Below are 22,649 nucleotides of genomic sequence, written 5' to 3' on the forward strand. Positions count from 1 at the left end.
GTTCGGCTCGGGCGCGAAGAACGCGTGGACAACATCTTGGCCGTGGCGCGCCAGGTTTTCACCGAACGCGGCTACGAGAACACTGCCGTTTCTGAGATCGCGGCCCGCATCGGCATCGTCGAGGGCACGATTTACAAGTATTTCGAGACCAAGCGTGAGCTACTGCTCAAGGTCATCGAGTCGTGGTACCAGGAACTTGTCACCGATTACGAACGCAACCTGGCCGGCGTGCTCGGCGTGCACGGCCGTCTGCGATTCTTGATCTGGCGTCATCTTCAGGCCATCGTGGACAACGCTGCCCTGACGCGCTTGATGTTCCGTGAAGTTCGTTCCGAGGCCGACTACCCAAGCTCGAATCTGTACGAACTGAACAAGCGCTACACCGGGCTCATTCTTGAAGTTGTCCAGGAGGGCATCAATGAGGGTACGTTCCGGGCCGATCTCCCATTGGGACTGGTGCGCGACATGATCTTCGGCGGTATCGAGCACCATACGTGGGGTTTTGTCGCTGGCAGTGCGCCGCTGGATGCTGAACTAGTTGCAGATCAGGTAATGTCCTTTGTTGTCTCCGGTATCTGTAGTGATGACGGCAACTCGCTCGATAGACAAATCCAGCGTCTCGAAGGGGTAGCAGATCGATTCGACAGAATCGGCAAAGAGTAGCCAGAGTGTGTTGGACCACCAACTCCTTGCCGATCTCCCGCCTCATTCAGAACTTGTGACGAATACCCACGGCAGCGCCGAACATGTTGCTCTGGCCGTTGCCCAGCACATAGCTGTTACCTAGCGACAGACTGTTGGCAAAGATGGTCGTACCGCTTTCTAGCATCAGGCCAGCGTTCTTGGCGTAGGCGGTGGTTAGGTAAATGTCAGTCCGCTTGGAGAACGAGTAGTTCGCCACGAAAGCGACCTGGCAGGGGTTTGGCGCATTCGAGCCGAAGAAGTTCTTCAGGTCGTCGTAGATGTATTCCAGTGCCAGGCCGACCGAGGGCGTAATCTGGTAGTTCGCGCCGAGCCAATAGTAGTCGTCACGCTGGATCACCACATCGGCGGCGTTCTTGTTCTGTCCCCAGCGGTAGCCACCCATGATCTTGGCGTTACCGAAGCTGTAGCTGCCGGCGATGGTAGCCTTCTTCAGCGTGCCGTTGCCGGTGCCTATAGTCGGGTTCCACTGGTCGTAGCCGGCGGCCAGACCGAACGGACCGACCGTGTAGGCCAGCGCCGCACCGTAGGCGCTGTCGCGACGGAACGACCCCGGCATTCGCCGTTACCGCCGATGGGTGTGGCCACACCGACGGTGGCCGGCAGGGCCGTGCCCACGCCGAACGACCAGTGCGCCAAGGCCGTTACTGGGCCAAACTGGCCCGTGTACTTGACGGTGTTGTCCTCACGGAAGTTCGCGCCGGCCTGCAGCACGACAGGTTCATATTGGGTGGCGAACGCCATGGGCGAGAAGTTGGTGAGCGCCTCGAACATCGAGGTGTACTGGCGGCCGAAGGAAATTTGGCCAAACTGCGCGCTCTGCAGGCCGACAAAAGCCTGGCGCCCGAATAGGCGACCGGCCTGCTGCATCGTGCCTGAGTCGGAGTTGAACCCGCTCTCTAGGGAATCGCTGATCAATGAGGTTTGCGCTTGATGTTGCACAAGCCAAGGATTTCGGTTTTCGCAACGCGGGAGAGATGGGCCGATTCAAGCCATTTTTCTCTCGTTTGGCACCATTTCTGGCGCGCTTTGCGCGCTCAGGACGGATTGCTCCCCTGTGAGGCCAACAACAGCTTCCTGCCGAGCACCAGATTCGCCAGACCAAACAGGCTGAACAACTGTGCCGTGTTCTTGACCAGGCCCTTGTAGCGAACCTTGCGATGACCAAACAGATTCTTGATGACGTGGAACGGATGCTCGACCCGCGCCCGAATCTGGGCCTTGGCCCGCTCGACAGCGATCAGCAAGTCCTTGACCGCACCGTCACGCATTGCCTTAATCTTGCCGCGCTTGACGGCCACGTGCCACTTCACGGACTTGCCTTGCATCTCCTTGCGCTTGTCCACGCCCGTGTAGCCCGCGTCGCCAAACGCGTGCTCTTCGTAGCCATGCAGCAAGGCATGCGCCTGCGACACATCCGACTCGTTGGCCGCCGTGCCCACCACGCTGTGCACCAGCCCCGAAGTCGCATCCACGCCGAGATGCGCCTTCATGCCAAAGTGCCATTCATTACCCTTCTTGGTCTGGTGCATCTCCGGGTCGCGGCTCTTCTCCTTGTTCTTGGTCGATGGTGGCGCCTCGATGATGGTGGCATCCACAATCGTGCCTTCCTTCATCATCAGCCCCCGCTCGCACAGCATGATGCCGATCTCGTCAAACAGCTTTCGCGTCAGTTCATGCTCGACGAGCAGGCGGCGAAACTTCAGCAGCGTGGTCGCGTCTGGCACCGCTTCGACCGCCAAGTCGATCCCGGCAAATGCCCGCATCGCCATGCTGTCGTACAGCGCGTCTTCCAGCGCCTCGTCCGACAGCCCGTACCACTGCTGGAGGAAGTAGATGCGCAGCATCCGCTCCAGACCGATCGGCGGCCGTCCACGTTTTCCCTTGGGGTAGTACGGCTCGACCGCCTCAATCAGGCGCGACCACGGCACCAAACTCTCCATCTCCGTCAGGAAGCGCTCGCGTCGCGTCACCCGCTTCTTGCCGTGGCTCTCGGCTTCCGCAAAACTGATCTGTCGCTTCATCTCCGACTCATATCGTGGGCATGCACATGACAACGCTTGCACGCCAGTCAACGATGACTGCCGCGCTGATTAAATCAGTCTTTCCCTAGTTTAGGCCCCAACGGGAATTCCCCGCTGTGTGGCCATCTTTTCGGGTTCGCTACCCACAAGCAACTCTCTACACCACCACTATTCCGAACACAGCGCCCTCTCGAGTCAATGCGGCTCCCAAACCGAACATAGTGAGCATGAACAATTCCGCTCTACCAGATCTTGAAACGCTGTTGTCGGTGACTGACTGGGTCCAGCGCTTACCAGCAGCCGCAAGGCACCGAGTTATCGCGGACTCGTATGACCGCACCTATGGACCCCGTGAACTGGTGGGCCGTAGAGGTGAACTCGTTACGTCTTGGATCGGGGTAGTAGAAGGTCTCCTCAAAGTCAGTACAGCTACGCCTAGCGGAAGAACAGTCATGTTTACCGCGATACCTGGCGGCTCTTGGGTTGGTGAAGGCTCTGTGATCAAACGGGAACTGAGGCGCTATGATCTCATCGCACTTCGAACAACCCGCGTAATCCACGTACCGCAGGCGACATTCATGTGGTTGCTCGCCACGAGTAATGCGTTTAGCCGCTATGTCATTGATTATCTGAACGAACGAGCTGGCCAATTCATTGGAATGCTCGAAGTAGCGCGGATCACCGATCCCGTCGGTCGAGTTGCAGGCGCAATTTGCAATCTGTTTCACTCGGTCCTATATGCGAATGCCGGGCCGCTCTTAAACATATCTCAGGAGGAGATTGGCGAACTGGCAGGTTTGTCCCGCTCAACGACGAACATAGCGCTGAAAAGGCTTCATCAGCTTGAATTAGTCGACACCCAGTACGGTGGATTGCTCGTCCTTAACCTTGACCGCCTGAAGACATTCGTGAACGATTGCTGGCCAGAAAACTAACGTTCTTATCCGCACAACCTCCCCGGCGATGGGAAATCTGCTCTCCCATAGAAGCGCGCCAATCCGAGCTATCACAACTACGGTGGTCGCCGACTGAATTTCGTCGCAGGATGACTTGGCCTCGCTGCTGCGTGCAGACTCCTGGCCTCACCGTCTGCAACGCCCTAGGCATAGCGCAAACGTATCCACGGCTGTCCGTGTGACAGATACCGAGGCGTGTGCCGCAGAGAATCCGTACTTTGGAGAGACTCGGATGGGTGCTGGGGCGCCCATTGACGCCCAAGCAGCAAAGTGTCAACTCGCACCGCTGAACCGCTCAGGCTATGGCGTGACGTTTTCAGATTTACAGTGGGCAAGGATGCAGGCAGCCTTTCCGCAAGGTGTATGTGACTGGACCAAGCCTGGGGCCAGTCAAAACGGCGCGGTTCCATGGCTAACGTATGTCAACGGTCCTGGCGGCGAACCCATACCTGCAGCGCCCGTAGCTCTGGATGAATAGCTGGCCACAAGTGCCTTCTGGCTGCCAACGCCAAGGGTGCCGTGCTCGCTAATGTCAATGACCCCGACTCTGCGAGCACGGCTTAGGATGCTGACTAAGGTGCGGAGATTGAAAGCACAAAAGCTCTTCTCGCCGGCTTCCCACAGCAAAAGTTCAAGATCTTGCCTGTTCAAAGAGGCTGCTCAAAGCGACTCCACACAAAAGGGCCAAGTACAACTGCGCTGACAAAGCACGGGAGCATGCGCTGTCTGGCTTTGTCAAATTCGTCCGGCGTCAAGGGCTTAACTTCCCCCTCCTTGGCGTTCTCCTTCGCAGCCTGACTTTACCTATCAGACACGGCAATGCGCCGACGACACCGCGGTTTCCCGGGGCGCCGGCGCTACCGCTCCTTCCCACGGATCTCGGCGAGCGCGGTTTGGCGTCCTTGACTTAGCCCCGCCAAGAGCCGCCTTCATCACATATTCCTACCCAAGTCCATGTGTTTCCGGCTGCCGCGAGGAGGAATCGGTGAGAACTGGCTCTCGCGCCGTTATCCCGTTGTATGCTAGAAAATGAAAGTTCACGCAGGAAATTTCCCGAAATGAGAAAAGTAGACCTTGATGATCTTCACATCTTCCGCTCCGTTGTACGGGAAGGAGGTGTCGCTAAGGCCGCTGCCCGGCTTAACCGTGTACCGTCCAATGTAACGACACGCATAAAGCAACTGGAGGACCGCCTTGGGGTTTCACTGTTCAGGCGCCAAGGTCGCAACCTCGTGATCACGGAGTCAGGTCGCATACTCCTCGGCCATGCTGAGCGGCTACTGAAAATGGCAGACATTGCGGAACAGGAGGTCCGCAGCGGTATGGCGGCTGGCGTCCTGCGCCTTGGCACCCTGGAAAGTACTGCTGGCGCTCGGTTGCCGCCGCTGCTGTCCGCCTACCATCTGCAGAACCCCGGCATGTCGATCGAGCTTCAGACTGGCATCACCGACGCGTTGTTGCGCATGCTTGAACGATTCGAGATTGATGCAGCGTTCGTTGCGGAGCCATTTGAGAAGGGGCGCTTCTCCAGCTTACCGGTCTTTGAAGAAGAGTTGACGCTCATTTCGGCCAAGGGCGGCCCCAAAATCCGCAATGCGAGCGATCTGAGTGGCCAAACCATTGTTGTATTTCCACATGGCTGCTCTTACAGGCGTCGTCTTGTCGAATGGCTTGCGGAGGAAGGTGTGTCTCCGGGACGAATTCTTGAGTTCGGCTCCTATCACGCTATCGTCGCATGCGTTGCTGCCGCAACCGGAATAGGCATTATCTCGGCCGAACTTCTCGAGCGAGCAGTATTGGGAACGGCAGTCCAGCGCCACCCCCTGCCTGCAAGGCTTCGCGGAAACCGGACACACCTTATCTGGTCGGACGATCCCAGTCCACCGCTGGAGGCTCTAATGGCACTTTTGCCGATGCTACGTAACAAGCGACAAATGGAGATGGCAACCTGAGCTTCTAGCGCGCTTGCGGTCGCGCTAGGTTAGCCCTCCCTGGCAAGCCTTCGATCAACGGCATATGAAGGGAAAAAGTCACACTCCCCTTCTCTCAGGCGCATCGGCTAGGACGAACAGCCGGCAATGGGGGGCATGTAGTTGGCCAGCGCTCGGCTCGCATAGGCCTATGGCAATTCGCCGCGGTCAGAGCCGCACTCATCATTTCTTTTTTAGAGAATTGATAACCAATATAATTCACTATTCAGCAGCATCCGGCAAGCCTAGACTGCGACTTGATCGACGATCCGGTGTTGCTTCGTGCGCTCCAACCCACTTCTTCTCATCCAGGCCGGTACACCACCTGCGGACATCCGCGAACGCGAAGGCGACCTGCCAGACTGGTTCCGGCGGGCGCTTGGCCCACAGGCTGACGGGCTAGAAGTGATCCGGGTATTCGAGGGCGAGCCCCTGCCTTCGCCAGGTTCCCACCGGGCAGCGATCATTACTGGCTCCTGGGCGATGGTCACCGAGCGGCTGGACTGGAGTGAAGCCACGGCGCATTGGATTCGTCAAGCAATGGACGTCGGCATGCCCTTGTTCGGTGTGTGCTACGGACACCAGTTGATGGCCCACGCCCTGGGCGGGCAAGTCGGCTATCACCCCGCGGGCCTGGAAGTGGGCTGTCAGGAGATTGAGGTGCTCCCCGCCGCCGCATCCGACCCACTCGCGGACGTTCTACCCTCACGCTTCGCGGCCCATCTGATCCATCTGCAAACCGTATTGACGCCGCCACCAGGAACCGTGGTCCTGGCCAGATCGTCGCATGACCCGCACCAGATCGTGCGCTATGGACCGCATGCGATCTCAACCCAATTCCACCCCGAATTCACTCCCAGCATCTCCGCTGCCTGCGTGAAGCGCCGCGTCGACATGCTGCGCAACGAAGGCCGCGACCCCGAGGCGATGCTGAACGATTTGCGTGAAACGCCTATTCCCAAAGACTTGCTGCGGCGCTTCGTTCAGACCTACGTTGGCGAGTTGGAAGCCCACACCACCATTTGAGTAAAGGAAGCCCTTTCCATGGCACTGAAGAAAATCGGCCTGATCGGAGGCATGAGCTTCGAAGGCTCAGCCGTGTACTACCGCAAGATCAACGAAGCGGTGAACCGCGCGCTCGGAGAGTTGAACTCGGCGGAAATTCTGCTGGACTCAGTCAACTTCCAAGACATCGTGGCAATGCAGAAAAGCGGCCGCTGGAACGATGCCGGTGAACGGCTGGCCAAGGCGGCACGAAATCTGAAGGCGGGCGGCGCGGACTGCGTGATGGTGTGCGCCGTCACCATGCACCTAGTCGCCGAGGACGTAGCTCAGGCTACAGACCTGCCATTTATCCATATCGTCGACGAAATGGCCAAGCGCCTGAAGGCGGCGGGCCGCAGCAAGCCCCTGCTGATCGCCACGCGCTACACCATGGAAAACGGCTTCTATCCCGCGCGCATGAAGCCTCACGGCATCGAGGTCATGGTGCCCGATGCGGAGGGACGAACACAGATTCACAACATCATCTTTGACGAGCTGAGCCTTGGAAAGGTACTTGATAGCTCCCGCGATGTACTGGTGACGCTGATCGAGAAGGCCAAGGCACAAGGCGCTGATTCGGTCATCTTTGGATGCACAGAGATTTGCATGATTCTTGAAACCGACAAGTTGCCTTTGCTGGGCTTCGATTCCACCGCTGTACACGCCGAAGCCGCCGTGGAATTCGCTTTGGGCAACTCCGACAGCCACGCTGGTGCGAATATTCCTTCCAAGCAAGACAAATAGACAAGCAATGAAAGAAATCCAAACCTCTCAAGCGCCTTCCGCCATAGGCCCGTATTCGCAGGCCATTGCGCATAACGGATTTCTGTATGTCTCCGGCCAACTGCCGCTCGATCCGGTCAGCGGCGCTATCGTCGGTGACGACGCAGCAACGCAGATCGTCCAGTGCTTGGCCAACATCCGCGCCATCGTGCAGGCCGCCGGCAGTGACATGAACAAGACCGTAAAGACCACGGTGCTGATGACTGACCTAGCTGAATTCCAGGCCGTGAATGAAGCCTATGGACAATTCTTCCAGGCACCCTACCCGGCGCGTGCTACTTACCAGGTCGCAGCATTGCCGAGGAGCGCGCGCGTCGAGGTGGAAGCCGTCCTCGCCTTCGACTGACTCGCCTCCCCGGTGATGCCTGCGCGGACAAGGAACTGCCTTCCCTTGGGCTGAGAACGACTCACACATTTACAGCACCTTTAGGGCCTCGTTCAACGCCCGCGCATCGCCGCGCCGCCACCGGAAGGTGTAGTGCAACGGACGCGAACTGAGTATGCGCGCCAACGGCGCGCGGGCCCCAGGGCGCCGCCTACCCAATCAGCGGGAAAAAAGCCTGAAAATTTAAAGGAGCTTTCTATGCCTTACGTCAACATCAGAATCACAGACCAAGCCACGGCTGATCAAAAGGCGGAGCTGATTGCAGGCGTAACTAATCTTCTCAAAGACGTCCTCGGGAAGAATCCAGCAACGACTGTTGTGGTCATCGAGGAGTTTTCCACCGACAACTGGGGCATTGGTGGAGAGTCTGTCACTGCTCGCAGGAAACGAGATACGCAACGCTGACTCCGCCTCACTGCGAGTGTCGCACCACTATTGCGCTTCTGGTCTTCAGCAAGCCTCTGAACACCACTTGACGCGACACAGCCACACCCGTTGGCCAGCGCTGAAAGTAGACCCACATACTTCTACAGGAGCGTCTGGCTCTTGGGCACACAAGCGCGCCACTGACGGGGTAGTTCCGCAACTCTTAGCCTCGATAATAGGTGGCGGTTGGAAAAACATCTTGCGATTCCTTTTTTTAATCCATTTTCAAACCAAGTTCCTTGATGAGTGGCCCTAGTTTTCCGGTCTCGGCGTCAATCATCGCTTTGAGCTGATCGGGGGTACTGGACGTGGCGGCCAGACCAAGCTCAAGGAAACGCTTCTTGATATCCGGCATCTCCAGCACGGCGCGAAGGTCAATTTGAATGCGTTGCTGTATCTCTCGCGGCAATCCGGCTGGGGCCACGATAGCATGCCATAGAGGCGCATCGGAGTTCTTAAGTCCCAATTCACCAAGGGTTGGCACCTCCGGTAGTACAGTCACCCGTTTCGAGTCACTGGTCGCTAGGGCACGCATCTTTCCTTGTTTGACAAACGGTAGATTTGCGGCGACACCGTCCATCGCAAGATCAATATCGCCCCCGGCGAGCGCTCTAGTCACGTCGGAGCCGCTCTTGTATGGCACGTAGACGAGTTGAATTTTCGCGTCGCGACTCAACCTTTCGACCGCGAGTTGCAGTCCTACTGTACCGCCTCCTATTGTGTACTTACCAGGATGAGCGCGCGCCAGCGACAGAAACTCCTGAAAAGTCTTCGCCGGGAACTTCTCGTTTGCGAAAAGCACAATCGGGACTGTCGCAACGAGCGAGATAGGGGTGAAATCGCGCTGGACGTTGTAAGACAGTTTCGTAAACGTGAATGGGTTGACAGTCAGCGTAGAGTTCACGGCTTGAAGCAGCGTATATCCGTCGGGCGCAGCACGCGCGACTTCACTCGCGCCGATTGCGGTGTTGGCTCCAGGCTTATTGTCGATAATGACAGACTGCCCCCAACGCTCGCTCAGCTTTTGGCCCACCGCACGAGCGACGGTATCCGCTGGCCCACCTGCAGCAACAGGCACGACAAGTCTTACTGGGCGACTCGGCCACTTCGCTTCGGCCGATGCCGAATCTGCACCAAATGCCGCAATCATCATGACGGCATGCAAGGCGAACCATTTCCTTCTCATTATTTGTCTCCGTAATTATGTTATGAAGCGCAAATGTGGAACCAACGGAATGTGTCAGTCAACTTCTGGAGCCAAATACTTGACCAGCTCGCTGTCGACTTCGATGAGCGTGTCCAGTAGCAGGAAAGACAGTGCTTTGCCGTGCGTGTCCAGGTTTTTTGAATGGTTCACACCCCCATCAAGTACGTTGTCAATTACGACATTCATGGCGTGAAGATTCGGTAGCAGATACCGAGTCACAGCGCTCGGCTGCCTGTCACGGAAGATCTGTGCCACCACTTCCGCGGTTACTTGTTGGACGATCGTATCGAACAACGCGGGATGCCATGCGATGACACTGATGTTGGACCGGTCGCCCTTATCCCCCGTGCGGCCATGTGCGGCCCGGTACAGGGGAACGCTGTATTTTGAAGTGATGGTATTCATTCGATGATCTCGTAGTTGGATTGGATTGCCGAGCGCGGGACGTAGCACGGCAGAGTATCGAGACGTTGACGGAGTCCTGCTCGAACACCACCTCCGCCTGCGGGCCCGCACGTGTACAGGGCGGTTACCTCACGTCCGACGAGCTCCGCAATCTTCGGATCTTGGTGTACAGCTGCGACACGCAAACGGACATCTCGAGCTGAACCCTGTGGCGTTCGGGCAAGTCGGCGTCCGGCATCGTCCCCATGAATGCTGAGAACCCCAATCAAGTCAATTCGGAGGTCCAACTTAGCTCCAAGCCTATGCTTTACAATGTCGGCGGCCAGGCGCGCTCGAGCCTCGGCTCGCGGGCCCGCGTAGGAGATTTCTCCCTCTCCGAGCCATCCACCATCCTGGCAGACGAGAACTTTTAGCGTACTAGGCCACTCTCGACCTTGGACACCGCTCACCCTTACACAGTCCGGCCCCATTTGCTCGACAATGCTGTTCGAGATGTCGGAGATTGCGTCCGGTGCGAGATAGGCGCTCGGGTCATCAATTTCGTAAAGCATCTGTTCTCTTACGACCCGAGTGTCCACTAACCCGCCAGTATTGTCCGCTTTCGTGATGATGCAATTGCCGTCAGCATCGACTTCCGCGATCGGGTATCCGATGTCAAAGAGATTGGGCACATCTTTCACGCCGGGATCGGCGAAGTATCCGCCCGTCACCTGAACTCCACATTCAAGTAGGTGGCCAGCCATTACAGCTCTGCCGCGTCTCGTCCAATCGTCTCGTGCCCAACCGAAGTGAGCGAGCAACGGCCCGACGCAAAGAGCTGAATCTGATACCCGCCCTGTTACCACGATTTCCGCTCCTTCCAGCAAAGCGTCCGCGACCGAATCAGAGCCGAGATATACGTTTGCAGCGACCATGCGCGCTTCATCAAGAGAGTCGCCTAGAGCCTCACGAAAAAAGGGCAGGTAGGTGTCGCTTGAAAGATCATCACCCGATACAACGGCGATACGAGGTGACCGGATCCCCAAGCGAGTTGCCATGGATTGGATTCGGCGAGCGGCCGCCCGAGGATTTGCAGCGCCAAAGTTGCTGACAATCTTGATGCCGTGCCGGAGACATTTGTCCAGGACGGGCTCGAGGATATCCTCAAGCCATGGATCGAAGCCCGCTTCCGGGTCTTTGCGTCGCTCCAACTGGGCAAGTGCGAGGGTACGTTCGGCTAGCGTTTCGAAGATGAGACACGACGGCAAGTTGCGTCGAATCAAAGTCTCCACCACAGGAACTGCGGCGTCGCGGCGATCTCCGGAGAATGCGGAGGCAGCACCAATAAGGAAAGAGGATTTCGAGTTCACGGTGGCGTAGTCCAATGTCACAAGTACATGACAGGACTCTAGGCGCGCCCTCGAAGACCGTCCAACTCAAAGATTGGATGGTGGCCATTCAATAACGAAATGGATGTCTATTCGTTGGCGCCACGTCGCCGGCTGTCCAGCTACTTCGGAACACGTTCTCGCAGCAGCCCTACCAATCGCTCTGCTGCCCCTTTTGGAGGGCTGTCCGTTCTCCAAGCGAGGAATATCTCCCGCGCAAAGTTGCCTCCCGCGATGGGGCGCATGACAAGGCTCTCCGACTGGAAGATCGAGCGGTTCACGTCGGTAGCAACGCTGATTCCCACGCCGGATTCGACCAGCGCTTTGATGGTATGGATGTGTTCGGTCTCACACACCACTTCCATTGAGTCAGAGCTGAGTGCCGCGTCGATCTGCGCACGGGCCGCGGTTCCCTTCGCATAGTGGATGAACGGATAGTCGATGAGGTCCGTCAGTCCAATACTGGGCCGCTCCGCGAGAGGGTGATCCGCGCGACACACCACTCGAAAAGGGTCCCGCCAGAGGACTTCCGTGGTAATCCCTGGGGGGGCTACGTTAAGGGCCGTCACGGCAAAATCGGCCCGCTTCGCCTCAACGAGCGTCATACAGTCACGAGGAAAGACAGCGAACAGCTCTACCTGGATGCCGGGAATCGCTTGACGAAGCTCTCCGAGGATGGGAGGAAGCCACTCATACGTCAGCCCCACCATGGCCGCTATCGCCACCTGGTTCTTAGGATCTAGCGCCTCTCGGATGGAATGCATCCCCTCATCGAAATCACGTACAACCCGAGCCGAAAGCTCAGCAAACCGCTCTCCTGCTGGCGTTAGATGCACACCTCTTGAGTTCCGAAGTATGAGCTGGTGCCCTACTGTCTCTTCCAGGCCGCGCATCATTGCGCTAAACGCCGGTTGAGAAAGGTGTACTGCAGCTGCTGCCTTCGTAAAGTTCCGAAGCTGCTGCAATGCAATAAAGGCGCGCATTTGACGGGTTGACAGATCCATACAACTTGGTTGTGAGGTTCGTACCTCGAATAGTACCCTTCCCTTGAGCCTTGAGCACACAGTCAGTGTCCCCGAGTGCGCTCGAGTACTTGGTCCGCTTCGGCGGCCCTCCCTGTAAATCCAGAGCACCCGCTACGCTGCAATCGGAGCCGTGGATCGCTGCAATCCAACTTTTGATTTGGACTGGTCACCGCCTTTTGCTTACAGTCTCGACACGGCATTTGGCCGAGCTAGAACCAGATTGCAGGAGACACAATGCAGGAAATGCGACGCAGGAGCGTCATGGCACTGGCACTTTCGCCGCTTGCCCTAACAGCGGGCGGTGCGCGGGCGCAGACCCCTGCCTCCACATACCCCAACAAGCCGATTCGGCTAGTGGTCCCATTCTCGGCAGGCAGTGCAACCGATCAGTTGGCGAGGGCTCTCGGCTCTGTCATTTCGGCGGCAAGTAAGTTTCCCATCGTTGTCGAAAACAAAGCCGGCGCCGCGGGCATCCTGGCTGTGCAGAGCGTGACCACGGCAGCTCCAGACGGGCACACCCTGCTAGTGGGCGGTACAACCACTCACAGTGCGAACCCCTTTCTCTTCAAGCACCTTCCTTACGATCCCATACGAGATTTCACACCGATCACGATGCTCGGCCAAGGGTGGCAGGTGCTCGTGGTCTCTCCAACACTACCGGTGCGTTCGCTTGCAGAGTTGATTAAGTACGCGGCCGCTCGACCAGGCATGCTCAACTATGCGAGCGGAAGTTCCGGGAGCCGAATCGGCAGCGAAGCGTTTCTTCAAAAGACCGGCCTCAAGATGACACACGTGGCGTTCAAGGGTAACCCCTTAGCGATCACTGAGGTGATGGCGGGCAGAACCGAGATGATGGTGCTGGATACGGGCACCGCTATCCCACACATCCGAAGTGGGAAGGTTCGAGCGTTGGGTGTGACGAACACAACGAGGTCGCCGCTCTTGCCCGAGGTACCCTCCATTAGCGAGTCAGTGCCAGGATACGACGTGTCAAACTACTTTGGTCTTTGGGGGCCAGCAGGTATCAGGCCTGAGCTCGCAGGGCGCATTGCTGCCATGTTCGCCGACGCGGCGAAGTCGGAGAAGGCCCGGAGCGCCTTCTATTCAGTGAGTGGCACTGCTGTACGCACGTCGACACCGGTAGAACTGGCGGAATACCAACGGCATGAGGCACAGAACTACGGGCGCATAATCCGTGCGGCAGGAATTGTCCCGGAATAGCCTACTTCATAGCGTGGCGCGGGCGTCGGCTTGAATTCGAGGCCCCGCCATCAAGCTAGTAACGTATTGAGAGCGGTCTCCCGCAGCAGGAAAATCACCTTATATTTTTTTCAACGTGTCGTGGCATCGCATATAGCAAATGAATCTAAGCCATGCCACCTCCACGGAGATATACGATATTGTCACACGTCGGTCGACCACAAGGCGCCCGACGGGAGGGCCGCCCTTTCCATTGAAAGGCTTCGGTGGTGACCGCCTCGTTGGTCGGCTAGATTACGGCAGCAACGGGGGGAGACCGGTCTCTGTGGGGGAAAGAGTTGAGACGGCCGGCACGCGGGCGAAGATAGCGCGTGGCTCGAAAAGACTGTCGGAAGCATCCAGGTCCGGATGCCGGAAGGAGCCTCGCTTTAAGCGTGTAGGGGGCCTTCGGCTGTCCCCAGCATATATAAAGTGAGAATATTCTTACTAAAAAAGCCTAAGCATATCTTTACGTAAGCATATGCATTTGGTTATTCCTGATCCTATGCTTAGGTTTCCATATGTATTGGGAATAACCCAATACTCCTCAGCGCAGATCTCTTCGTCTGGTTGAGCATACCTGTACGTGCACATGGACCGCTTCGCGGTCGGGCAGCCAGGAAGAACTGTACGGATGCAAGCCATTCCTGCTCCACACATCCCTGCGCTCGCTCCGAACCACCAAGGCATACGGGTTCTCGTACACGCGTTAGATTCCGCCCAGAAGCCGCGCAAAACTCCCATCGGCTGCAGGGGTCTGCAGCGCATCTCGCCCTCCGCTGTCCGAAACCTGTCGTCTGCCCCATTCCACTCTCGGTAGTGCTGGAGTCCATCGCCACAGAAGGTCGGGGGTGTCGGGGGCATCATTTTCATCTACCGCGTTCCCCGTCTTGTTGAGTGCCAGGCCAAGGAGGCCAAGTGTCTGCCGTCCCTCTAGCCGGATTCTGCAGAGAACACTAGGGCCAACATTTCTCATTTTGAGAATGTCAGTTCTCAAACAAACACTTTAATCAGCATTATCTGTCATAAATCTCGATTAACGTCATGTTGGCCGTGCACTCCTAATCGAGCTGCTCAGTGCTACCTCGCGTGTATTACCAGCGAACACCTCACCTTTCTTAAACGCTTCGACATTACTGAAATGAAAACCCGCTACATCGCCGCAGCCTTACTGGCCTGCACGGCGAGCCCGGCCTTCGCTCTGAATATTTTGCTCACCAACGACGATGGCCTCACCAGCAACTTAAAGGCACTGTACGAAGCCCTTAAGGGTGCAGGCCACAACGTCATCGTCAGCGTTCCTTGCACTGGACAGAGCGGCCGCGGCGCAGGCATCGTCATGTACAGCACGACGATCATCGTCCCTGACAATGACAAGACCCAAATCGAGGCCGAAGGCGGCTGCCACAACGGCGCCGCTGCCACCGGTGAGCCGGCGGTGGGCCCTTTTACAAAGGCGGGCTACACCAACGGCGACTACAACTACGCCCATGGCACCCCGGTAATGGCGACGATGTACGGGTTGGATGTGCTTGCTCCTGCGCGCTGGGGTAAGGCGCCCGACCTGGTGCTATCCGGGCCAAACGAAGGGCAGAACCTCGGCTACGTCGTCAATAGCTCTGGCACCGTGAGCAACGCCCAGATCGCGGCACAGCGCGGCATTCCGGCCATCGCCCTGAGCGCGGGCGGGGACTCTGTCGACAACGCAGGCCTGGCAAGCCCCGTTTCCGGGGTCGTTGCACAGCTGACTATCAAGCTTATCAACACGCTGCGTACCAAGGCGAACGGTGGTCCGCTGCTACCTGCAGGGCTGGCGCTGAACGTCAACTTCCCGAATGCACCGTCGGCAGCCACCCCTTTCGCGTTCTCGCGGCATGGCACTTACGACATCTACCAGTTTAGGTTCAAGGGCACGGCGCCATACGGCCTGGGAGTGGGCGGGAGCCCGGGATCGCCAACGCCTGCTCAAAGCGAGGATGAATCCGTTGTCTACAAGACCAAGACGGCCGTCACAGCCATGCAGGTCGGCTTCGAGCAACGCCCTGCGGGCCAGCAATGGCTGCGACTGCGCCTAGCTGAATTGTTTGGTCAGTGAGGCATGCCGATGAAACGCTTCCTTCCCGTTTTCTCCCTGGTGACCGCGACAGTACTGACCGGCTGCGGCGGCGACAATACGTCCGATAGCGCGAGCGCGGCCACCAGCTTGTCGGTCGCCGATGTCGATCCTGGTGCTTACATTGTCAGCGTTGGCGACAGTGAGAATCCCGCGGTTGGCAAGTACTACGCGGCACCGGACGGCAGCCGGTACCTAGTAATCGCCGATGCAGTCGACAAGGCCACTCTCATCTACCGGCGCGCCAAGGGTGGCAACTGGGTTGCCGCCCCTGCTTCCACTGACGCCGTTAGCGTCAAGCTGTTGCGGGCGGATCCAGTGCCTGCGGCAATCGTCGAGATGATTAGCGTGGCGGGAATGTACACGACCGCGCTACCATCTGGCGCTGCGGCGCGCTTCACGATCACGCCGGAAGGCAAGGTCACGCCCGGAGATTCGGCGTGTCAGCTCTCGGGCATTGTAGGCGCGCATGGCATGCCGAATACGCTGAGCCTGAAGCTGTCTGCGGCAGACTGCGGCACGCTACCTGCCAACGTCAACGGCATACTGGCGGTCGACACCGACTACCGTCCCGCCGCATTCCGCCTGATTGCAGACGATGGCAACCGGATTGTGGACCTCTGGGCCTATCGCGACTGACCTGATCAATCGCCCTGCCAAACGGTGCCAATCCTACGGAGTAGGCGCCGTTTATCGCTTCGCTGCGGCGTTGGAGCGAATGAGCCGTCGGAGCAAGGCGTTGGCGTGCGGCGTGTCACGTGGCCCGGTCAACTTTGCATTCGCTTGGTTCGAAAAAAGACCAGCCATCATCCACGGGGACAAACGATGGCCGGATAAAGGGTCAGGTTCAAGCCCCTCACAACGCTCTTGCTATTATCGAGTCGCGCGGAAGGCCTCGGCCTTCAGGCCAGGTACGCAGGGCGCTATAGCGCTCGTGCAGAAAGACGCCACGGTTCTTGGAATAAGAGGCAACGGCTGCGGAACGGTTCAGGACCGCAACGTTCACGCCGCCAAGAACATCCTTGTCCTCGGGTACGGGTCTAGCAGCAAATCCCTGCCCTTCCAGCACCGCGGCAGTCGCAGGCTGAGGGCACGGAGAACATCAAGGCTTGACGCCGCCTCTGCACATGCAGATCAATTTTCCACCTGAGAGCCTTGCGCATAGGTTGATACACGGAACCGCTCTTTCGAGCCTGTCGCCTTTCGTCTGGCAAGGCGCCAGCCAACTGCCAATCCAATAGCGAGTACCGGAATCATTGCAAACGTAATCGTCCCATTCGGATAGTCCAATGCCATCAATAGCAGCACGACTGCGAGGAACACCAAGGTGAGCCACGACGTGAATGGCGCGCCAGGCATCCGAAACGAAACATCACGCATCTCGCCGCGATTCACTGCGCGCCGGAAGAGAATCTGGCAAAGGACGATGGACGCCCACGTCGTAATGATGCCGATGGCAGCAATATTAAGGACAATCTCAAATGCTCGCTCTGGAACGATATAGTTCAGAGGGACGCCAATCGCAATGAGGCAGATCGTCACCACAATGCCGCCATAAGGTACGCCGCGGGCATTCATCCTGGCGACGTATTGAGGAGCTGACCCACCCATGGCAAGGGACCGCAACACACGCCCAGTCGAATACAAGCCAGCATTGAGATTGGACAACGCAGCGGTGAGCACAACAACGTTCATAATGCTGTCGATATGCGGGATTCCCAGCTTGCTGAAGAACGTCACGAACGGGCTTTCATGCGCACTATATGCAGTCCAAGGAAGCAGCGTGATCAGCAACAGTACCGATCCAACGTAAAATAGTGCGATCCGCCACATGACGCTATTGATGGCTTTAGGCAACACCTTACGAGCATTTTCGGTTTCACCTGCTGCGACCCCAACAAGCTCAATGCTGGCATACGCGAATACCACACCCTGAACAATCAGAACGGCGGGAAGAATCCCATGCGGAAAGATGCCGCCATTGTTCGCGATGAGTTGCAGTCCTGGAGTATGTCCGTCAATAGTCTGTCCACTGGCGAGAAAGAATGTTCCAACAACCAAGAACAACACGATTGCGCCGACCTTGATAACGGAGAACCAGAACTCCATTTCGCCGAACAGTTTCACTCCGATCATGTTAATGACCGACACAACTGCGAGTGCTCCTAGCGCAATCGTCCACTGAGGTACGTCCGAGAAAATGGCCCAGTACTTCAAATAAATCGCAATAGCCGTGCTGTCAGCGATGCCCGTTGCCGCCCACGCTAAATAGTACATCCAGCCTGTAACAAATGAAGCGCGTTCGCCCATAAACTCACGGGTATAGGAAGCGAAACTCCCACTTGTCGGCCTGTGCATGACCAACTCGCCGAGTGCTCGCATAATGAAGAATGCGAACACACCGCACACGAGATAGGCGACTGCCAAAGCAGGCCCCGCACTCTGCAACCTGCCGCCAGCACCCAGGAACAAACCAGTCCCAATCGCGCCCCCCATCGCGATCATTTGCACGTGCCTGGGCTTTAGCTTCTTTTCATAGCCTGCTTCATGAGAAGCTAGCCAGCTTTCCTTATCGAAATTACCGTCGCCTTCTATTTTGGCAGTAGGGGCTGCTCTGTTGTTAAACCTATCCACTATGTTCCTCCTCTGTTGACGTACTTATTAAATACTTTCAACGACATATAGAGCGGATCAGCCTCGCAACCCGACCCACCCTACTAGTTGGTAAGTGCACCTGCGCAAAAAAAGGAACCATGTCGCCTGCGAGCGATGGTTCCCTCAGCCGAAACTAATGATCGCAACGTTAGTTGTCGCGGCCACGTCGCGCGCCGCCTCCCTTTGTGGCACCGGAAGGTTCATGTTTTCAATACAGGCTACCTACTAGTTGGTAATCCGTCAACCCGTGGTAACACCAATCTGGCGCCTGATGCCAGGGAAGATATGCTGTGGATCTACGACGGTTGTGCTATTTCGTCTCCGTTGCCCAGCACGGAAGCATCAGCTTTCTGCTTCAGGCCAAGCATTGATTGCCCAACCCACGCCGACTCGTCAGCTGCGGGCGTTGACGGAAGCTCGAAACTGCGCTGTTTGAGCGAACGCCACGCGGCGCAATCTGACCGACGCAGGCAAGCAGTTGCTAACGGACGGGAACAGGATCCTCGACGACACGGCGGCAGCGTGGAGTTCGCCTGGCTGCCTCGCAATATCGCCCAAATCTGGCACGACAAGCTGATTCACTGCATTTTTTTAAGGCAGTGTTCATTCCCAAGCATCCGTCCACGGTGTGGAAATGGGTTCAATGCTTACGCTAGTCGCAGCGGGCATGGGGTGCACAGCGCTCCCCGAATCGATGAGAAAAATTGCGCCAGTGGTCTCAAGCTACTTTGCGAGACAAGGCAAAAGCATGGGCTAGTAGGTTTCCCATACTAGCCCATACACCGCTCTTTCGCAGAGAGCAAAAATGCGCATAGCAGCCGCGCACGCAGCAGACGCTGCGCCCATGGAATAGCCATGAAGCAACCACACCGGTGGCCGTCTTCACGCAAGATCTCATGAGTGGAAGTCGCCGCGACTTGGAAGTCGCGGCACGAGTCTGGACTAGGGCAGGGCCCCGTCAGCGGCTCCCATCCATGCTTACGTCGCCCCGAACGTTTCGATTATGCAGCTTCACGCTCGTAGCGCGGATAGTCGGTATACCCCTTCGCCCCGATGACGCCATAAAAAGTGGATCGATCGCTTTCTGCAAGCGGCCAGCCATGTTTCATGCGCTCGACCAGGTCCGGGTTAGCAATGTACGCAGTTCCGAAGGCAATAAGGTCCAACTCACCCTTCCTCAACTCCGCATCGGCGATTTCGCGATTGAATCCGCCAGCGGCAATCAGTGTGCCTTGATAGGCTTTTCGGAACTTCGCCCCAAAGCCGGCGGGCACATCCGCGGCAGTGATGGTGGGCTGATAGTTCAGATGCACGTAGGCCAGCTCTCGCACATTGAGTTCGGCCGCGACACTCATCCAAGCCTCCTCCTCGTCGGCATAGGGCCCCAAATCGTAGAGGCGTCCAAACGGCGAGAAGCGAACACCGACCTTCTCACCGCCAATTGCTGCAGCAAGAGCGTCGATTGTTTCCAGCAGGAAGCGTTGGCGATTCGCGAGAGAACCACCATACTCATCCGTCCGCTTGTTCAATTCACTGCTGAGGAACTGGTCAAACAGGAAGCCATTCGCTGCCATGAGCTCGACTCCATCGAACCCTGCCTCCATCGCGCGCAGCGCAGATGAAACGAAGTCCATCGTGACACGTTGGACCTCTTCAGTGGTCAGTGCTCGCGGAACGCTAGGCGCGACAGGGCCGGCTTCGCCGGTTTCCGTCCATGCGTACACGGTTGTATTCGTAGCGGGCACTGTGCCCGAGGACACGGGAGCGGCATTGCCGGGTTGAATGGAAACATGAGACATCCGACCAACGTGCCACAACTGCGCGAAGATTTTGCCGCCCTTCTCATGCACAGCCGCGGTGACCTTGCGCCAGGCCTGAGTCTGTTCGTCGGTATAGAGTCCAGGCGTGTACAGGTATCCGCGGCCTTCATCGGAAATCGGCATTCCCTCAGTAATGATCAGGCCAGCCGATGCTCGCTGTGCATAATAGAGCGCCGTGAGTTCATTTGGAGTATTGTCGGTCGTTCTGGTCCGCGTCATCGGGGCCATGACCACCCGATTGGCCAATGAGATGCCGGACAGATTGTATGGGGCAAACAGATTGTTCATTTCGTTCTTCGCTAAGGAGTTGAGCGCCGAGGAGGTGACTTCGACGTGATAGAGGAAAGATGCGCTTGGCAGGTTACGCCTCGCGGATCTCCAGCGTGGGAACCATGCGGATGGCCTTGGAGAAGTTAGCCAAGTTCACCGAAGTCTTGGATACGATCTCGTGCAGCTTTTCCACCTCCTCACGCGACGCGTCAGTGTGCAACCGCACTGCGTACCTCACTTCGTCGTAGCCAGGATTAACGGTTTCGTCCAGACCGAGAAAGCCACGCAAGTCCAGCTCGCCGTCGGTTTCGATTTCAAGGCTGTGGACCGTGATCCCCATCGCTGCAGCGTTGACAACGTAACCCACCGACAGGCAAGCATTGAGCGCAGCCATGAGGAGTTCCTGAGGATTCGGTGCAGAGTTTTGCCCGAGCAATTCAGTGGGTTCGTCTGCGGCAATTTCGAAATGCCGCTGGTGTTCGACGCCACCCAGGGAATAGTGGCTAACAGTCGCCACGCTACGAGTCTGATGCTCCCATTTCGTCTTGACGTTGAAGCGGGCGCTTCGCTTTGAAATATCTTCGGCCACGCCCTTTGCAAATTGGCTCAAAGCTGCAACGTCGATACCATTCCGCTTATCATTCATGGATAAGTTCCTTCTTAAAAAGGCGCTTCTGCGCATATGAAATTTACGAGACACACATAGCGTGTCCGCTAGCTTGCGAATGCCGGCCTACTTTGTTGCCAACCTCGCTTAAATGAGAACACTATTTTCTCCACCTACTAGCTTGTACAGCCATTGATGCTGCAAGTCGCGCCGGCATCCTCCGCCGAATCTTCAACATCAGCCGCCGCCTTTAGCAGGGTCGCTTCAAAATTGGCCACTTCGCGCGCTCCCGAGACGAAAAATTTGTCATTAAAGACAAACAACGGAACGCCATTTGCTACCTGACTAGCCTCGATCTCATCACGCGCTATCTCTGATGCCAGTTCGCGGGACTCCAAATCGAAGGGCGCGCTAACGCCGAGCTCCTTTGCGAGGGCAAGAAGTACGTTGCTATCAAAGATGTTGAGTCCGTCTGTGGTAACGCCACGGTAGATTCCTTCAATCATCCGTTGCCTGTCAGCTGACGACTCGATACTCTTGACCAGAACATGCGCAGCGGTCGTATCACCAAAGCGCATGGTGTCAAAGTTGTACTGCAATCCTTCCGTTACGCCGGCTTTTGCTACTGCCGCCATCATCCCTTCGGCTGCAGCCGAATTACCAAACTTTGTGTAAAGAGTTTCCTTAAAATCCATAGGCGCCATGCCTCTAGCAAGGCGGTAGGCCTTCAGGGTGACAACTACCTCGACTTGATTTTCCAGAGCCATCACGGCTTTTTCAAAACGCCGCTTGGCAATCCAGCACCAGGGACATACGAAATCCGACCAAATCTTGACGTTGACTCGCTTCATGATTATGTTCCGCGAACCCAACCTACTAGTAGGTAGGTATTGAGATTAAATAAAAGGACCAGCCCATACAGACGGTCCTAGTGCAACCAGGGATATGATTTTCCCGCGACAATCAGTCCTTACTTATCGAGGCCGGCTACAAGTCGAACAAAACTCCAATCGAGTGTCTCACCGTCCTTCAGCGCCCAGTTAATAAAGCTCGCGCCTTCCAGTGCACTCAGCAGCTGGAATGCCTTCTGCCGCGTGCCAGGAACTGCCGGAATCTCTCCATTGACTACCCCCACATCGAAGATCTTTGTCAGCCACTTCAACTGAAGATCGAAGAAATGGTGCGTGAGTCTTTGCAAACCCACCGGTAGCGCTGCCATTTCGGCGGCGAGCGCACCACAGAGCGGCAACAAGCCGCCTTCACTACTGGCGCTGAAGGCGAGGAAAAACGCCTTCAGGCGACCTTCCAGGTCTTGATGGAGCTGTTCGATGCGCTCGAAGTCGATGCGCACCCGATCGATGTACGCTTCGACGATGGCTACACCCAAATCTTCCTTGGTGGGAAAATGGTGATGGATGCTTGCCTTCTTGATACCGACGGTGTCAACAAGGTCGGCATAGCTGAAAGCAGCGTACCCCTTCGAGCGCATCAAATTTTCCGCAGCGCACACCAGCGCTTCCCGCGTTCCCATCGCCGTCATCCGACTAACCATCCCTTCGTCATCCAATGCAGGACATTCTACCTACTAGTTGGTTGGTTGTCAAACACTCAAGCTGGGCGGTGACGATTGCCTACAGGGTCACTTCCCTAT

Annotated in this window: 21 protein-coding genes and 1 pseudogene; 11 read left to right on the forward strand and 11 right to left on the reverse strand. The window is 57.0% G+C overall.

All coding sequences use genetic code 11. The annotated features are described in order from the left end of the window. The first annotated feature begins 24 nt into the window (after positions 1 to 24). Positions 25 to 663 (forward strand): TetR/AcrR family transcriptional regulator, encoded by a 639-nt coding sequence (locus tag ACZ5MJ_RS35155; RefSeq protein WP_464227436.1) that lies wholly within the window; start codon positions 25 to 27, stop codon positions 661 to 663. A gap of 46 nt (positions 664 to 709) precedes the next feature. On the opposite strand, the pseudogene ACZ5MJ_RS35160 reads toward ACZ5MJ_RS35155, so the two are convergent. Further along, positions 710 to 1,605: pseudogene (locus ACZ5MJ_RS35160) on the reverse strand (porin); the annotation flags it as partial. A 134-nt stretch (positions 1,606 to 1,739) separates the two neighbouring features. Next, positions 1,740 to 2,726, reverse strand: coding sequence for an IS5 family transposase (locus tag ACZ5MJ_RS35165; RefSeq protein ID WP_464222743.1), 987 nt, complete (start codon positions 2,724 to 2,726; stop codon positions 1,740 to 1,742). 227 nt (positions 2,727 to 2,953) lie between these two features. Between ACZ5MJ_RS35165 and ACZ5MJ_RS35170 the strand changes: the two genes are divergently transcribed. The 7 genes from ACZ5MJ_RS35170 (at position 2,954) to ACZ5MJ_RS35200 (ending at position 8,269) form a co-directional block, all read left to right on the forward strand. After that, positions 2,954 to 3,661: a Crp/Fnr family transcriptional regulator gene (locus ACZ5MJ_RS35170; RefSeq protein ID WP_464227437.1), complete on the forward strand. Its 708-nt coding sequence runs from the start codon at positions 2,954 to 2,956 to the stop codon at positions 3,659 to 3,661. Between the two features lie 199 nt (positions 3,662 to 3,860). Next, positions 3,861 to 4,160, forward strand: a complete 300-nt coding sequence (locus ACZ5MJ_RS35175; RefSeq protein ID WP_464227438.1) for a DUF6351 family protein — start codon at positions 3,861 to 3,863, stop codon at positions 4,158 to 4,160. Between the two features lie 580 nt (positions 4,161 to 4,740). Then, a complete protein-coding gene (locus ACZ5MJ_RS35180) occupies positions 4,741 to 5,634 on the forward strand; it encodes a LysR family transcriptional regulator (RefSeq protein ID WP_464227440.1) in 894 nt (297 codons plus the stop codon). A 300-nt stretch (positions 5,635 to 5,934) separates the two neighbouring features. Next, the gene (locus ACZ5MJ_RS35185) at positions 5,935 to 6,678 is read left to right on the forward strand and encodes a glutamine amidotransferase (protein WP_464227441.1); all 744 of its coding nucleotides are present in this window, start codon (positions 5,935 to 5,937) and stop codon (positions 6,676 to 6,678) included. Positions 6,679 to 6,696: 18 nt separating this feature from the next. Beyond that, on the forward strand, positions 6,697 to 7,440 hold the full coding sequence (locus tag ACZ5MJ_RS35190; protein WP_464227442.1) for an aspartate/glutamate racemase family protein: 744 nt from the start codon (positions 6,697 to 6,699) through the stop codon (positions 7,438 to 7,440). Positions 7,441 to 7,447: 7 nt separating this feature from the next. Further along, entirely contained in the window at positions 7,448 to 7,825 is a 378-nt protein-coding gene (locus ACZ5MJ_RS35195; protein ID WP_078199080.1) for a RidA family protein, read from the forward strand. A gap of 237 nt (positions 7,826 to 8,062) precedes the next feature. Then, positions 8,063 to 8,269: a 4-oxalocrotonate tautomerase family protein gene (locus ACZ5MJ_RS35200; protein WP_078199079.1), complete on the forward strand. Its 207-nt coding sequence runs from the start codon at positions 8,063 to 8,065 to the stop codon at positions 8,267 to 8,269. A 235-nt stretch (positions 8,270 to 8,504) separates the two neighbouring features. Here the strand turns inward: ACZ5MJ_RS35200 and ACZ5MJ_RS35205 are convergent, their stop codons facing one another. The 4 genes from ACZ5MJ_RS35205 to ACZ5MJ_RS35220 all read right to left on the reverse strand — a co-directional run bounded on the left by ACZ5MJ_RS35205 (position 8,505) and on the right by ACZ5MJ_RS35220 (position 12,273). After that, positions 8,505 to 9,476, reverse strand: a complete 972-nt coding sequence (locus ACZ5MJ_RS35205) for a Bug family tripartite tricarboxylate transporter substrate binding protein (protein WP_078199078.1) — start codon at positions 9,474 to 9,476, stop codon at positions 8,505 to 8,507. A gap of 54 nt (positions 9,477 to 9,530) precedes the next feature. Further along, a complete protein-coding gene (locus ACZ5MJ_RS35210; protein WP_078199077.1) occupies positions 9,531 to 9,902 on the reverse strand; it encodes an AtuA-related protein in 372 nt (123 codons plus the stop codon). Next, entirely contained in the window at positions 9,899 to 11,251 is a 1,353-nt protein-coding gene (locus ACZ5MJ_RS35215; protein WP_464227444.1) for an acyclic terpene utilization AtuA family protein, read from the reverse strand. The genes ACZ5MJ_RS35210 and ACZ5MJ_RS35215 overlap by 4 nt, the downstream gene beginning before the upstream one ends. A 140-nt stretch (positions 11,252 to 11,391) precedes the next feature. Then, positions 11,392 to 12,273, reverse strand: coding sequence for a LysR family transcriptional regulator (locus ACZ5MJ_RS35220; RefSeq protein ID WP_464227445.1), 882 nt, complete (start codon positions 12,271 to 12,273; stop codon positions 11,392 to 11,394). A gap of 282 nt (positions 12,274 to 12,555) precedes the next feature. Here ACZ5MJ_RS35220 and ACZ5MJ_RS35225 point away from each other — a divergent pair, with 282 nt between their 5' ends. The 3 genes from ACZ5MJ_RS35225 to ACZ5MJ_RS35235 all read left to right on the forward strand — a co-directional run bounded on the left by ACZ5MJ_RS35225 (position 12,556) and on the right by ACZ5MJ_RS35235 (position 16,285). Further along, positions 12,556 to 13,515, forward strand: a complete 960-nt coding sequence (locus ACZ5MJ_RS35225) for a Bug family tripartite tricarboxylate transporter substrate binding protein (protein ID WP_464227446.1) — start codon at positions 12,556 to 12,558, stop codon at positions 13,513 to 13,515. A gap of 1,159 nt (positions 13,516 to 14,674) precedes the next feature. Beyond that, positions 14,675 to 15,628, forward strand: coding sequence for a 5'/3'-nucleotidase SurE (locus tag ACZ5MJ_RS35230; protein WP_464227447.1), 954 nt, complete (start codon positions 14,675 to 14,677; stop codon positions 15,626 to 15,628). 9 nt (positions 15,629 to 15,637) lie between these two features. Then, complete coding sequence (locus ACZ5MJ_RS35235) at positions 15,638 to 16,285, forward strand: hypothetical protein (protein WP_464227448.1); 648 nt, start codon at positions 15,638 to 15,640, stop codon at positions 16,283 to 16,285. Between the two features lie 495 nt (positions 16,286 to 16,780). Here the strand turns inward: ACZ5MJ_RS35235 and ACZ5MJ_RS35240 are convergent, their stop codons facing one another. The 5 genes from ACZ5MJ_RS35240 to ACZ5MJ_RS35260 all read right to left on the reverse strand — a co-directional run bounded on the left by ACZ5MJ_RS35240 (position 16,781) and on the right by ACZ5MJ_RS35260 (position 22,538). After that, positions 16,781 to 18,241, reverse strand: coding sequence for an amino acid permease (locus ACZ5MJ_RS35240; protein WP_464227526.1), 1,461 nt, complete (start codon positions 18,239 to 18,241; stop codon positions 16,781 to 16,783). A 1,061-nt stretch (positions 18,242 to 19,302) separates the two neighbouring features. Further along, positions 19,303 to 20,409, reverse strand: coding sequence for an alkene reductase (locus tag ACZ5MJ_RS35245; RefSeq protein ID WP_464227449.1), 1,107 nt, complete (start codon positions 20,407 to 20,409; stop codon positions 19,303 to 19,305). 73 nt (positions 20,410 to 20,482) lie between these two features. Next, a complete protein-coding gene (locus ACZ5MJ_RS35250) occupies positions 20,483 to 21,037 on the reverse strand; it encodes an OsmC family protein (protein WP_464227450.1) in 555 nt (184 codons plus the stop codon). Between the two features lie 137 nt (positions 21,038 to 21,174). After that, positions 21,175 to 21,849: a DsbA family oxidoreductase gene (locus ACZ5MJ_RS35255; protein ID WP_464227451.1), complete on the reverse strand. Its 675-nt coding sequence runs from the start codon at positions 21,847 to 21,849 to the stop codon at positions 21,175 to 21,177. 119 nt (positions 21,850 to 21,968) lie between these two features. Further along, a complete protein-coding gene (locus ACZ5MJ_RS35260) occupies positions 21,969 to 22,538 on the reverse strand; it encodes a TetR/AcrR family transcriptional regulator (RefSeq protein WP_464227452.1) in 570 nt (189 codons plus the stop codon). Positions 22,539 to 22,649 lie beyond the last annotated feature (111 nt).

It is taken from the genome of Cupriavidus sp. LA-1 (assembly GCF_055385985.1).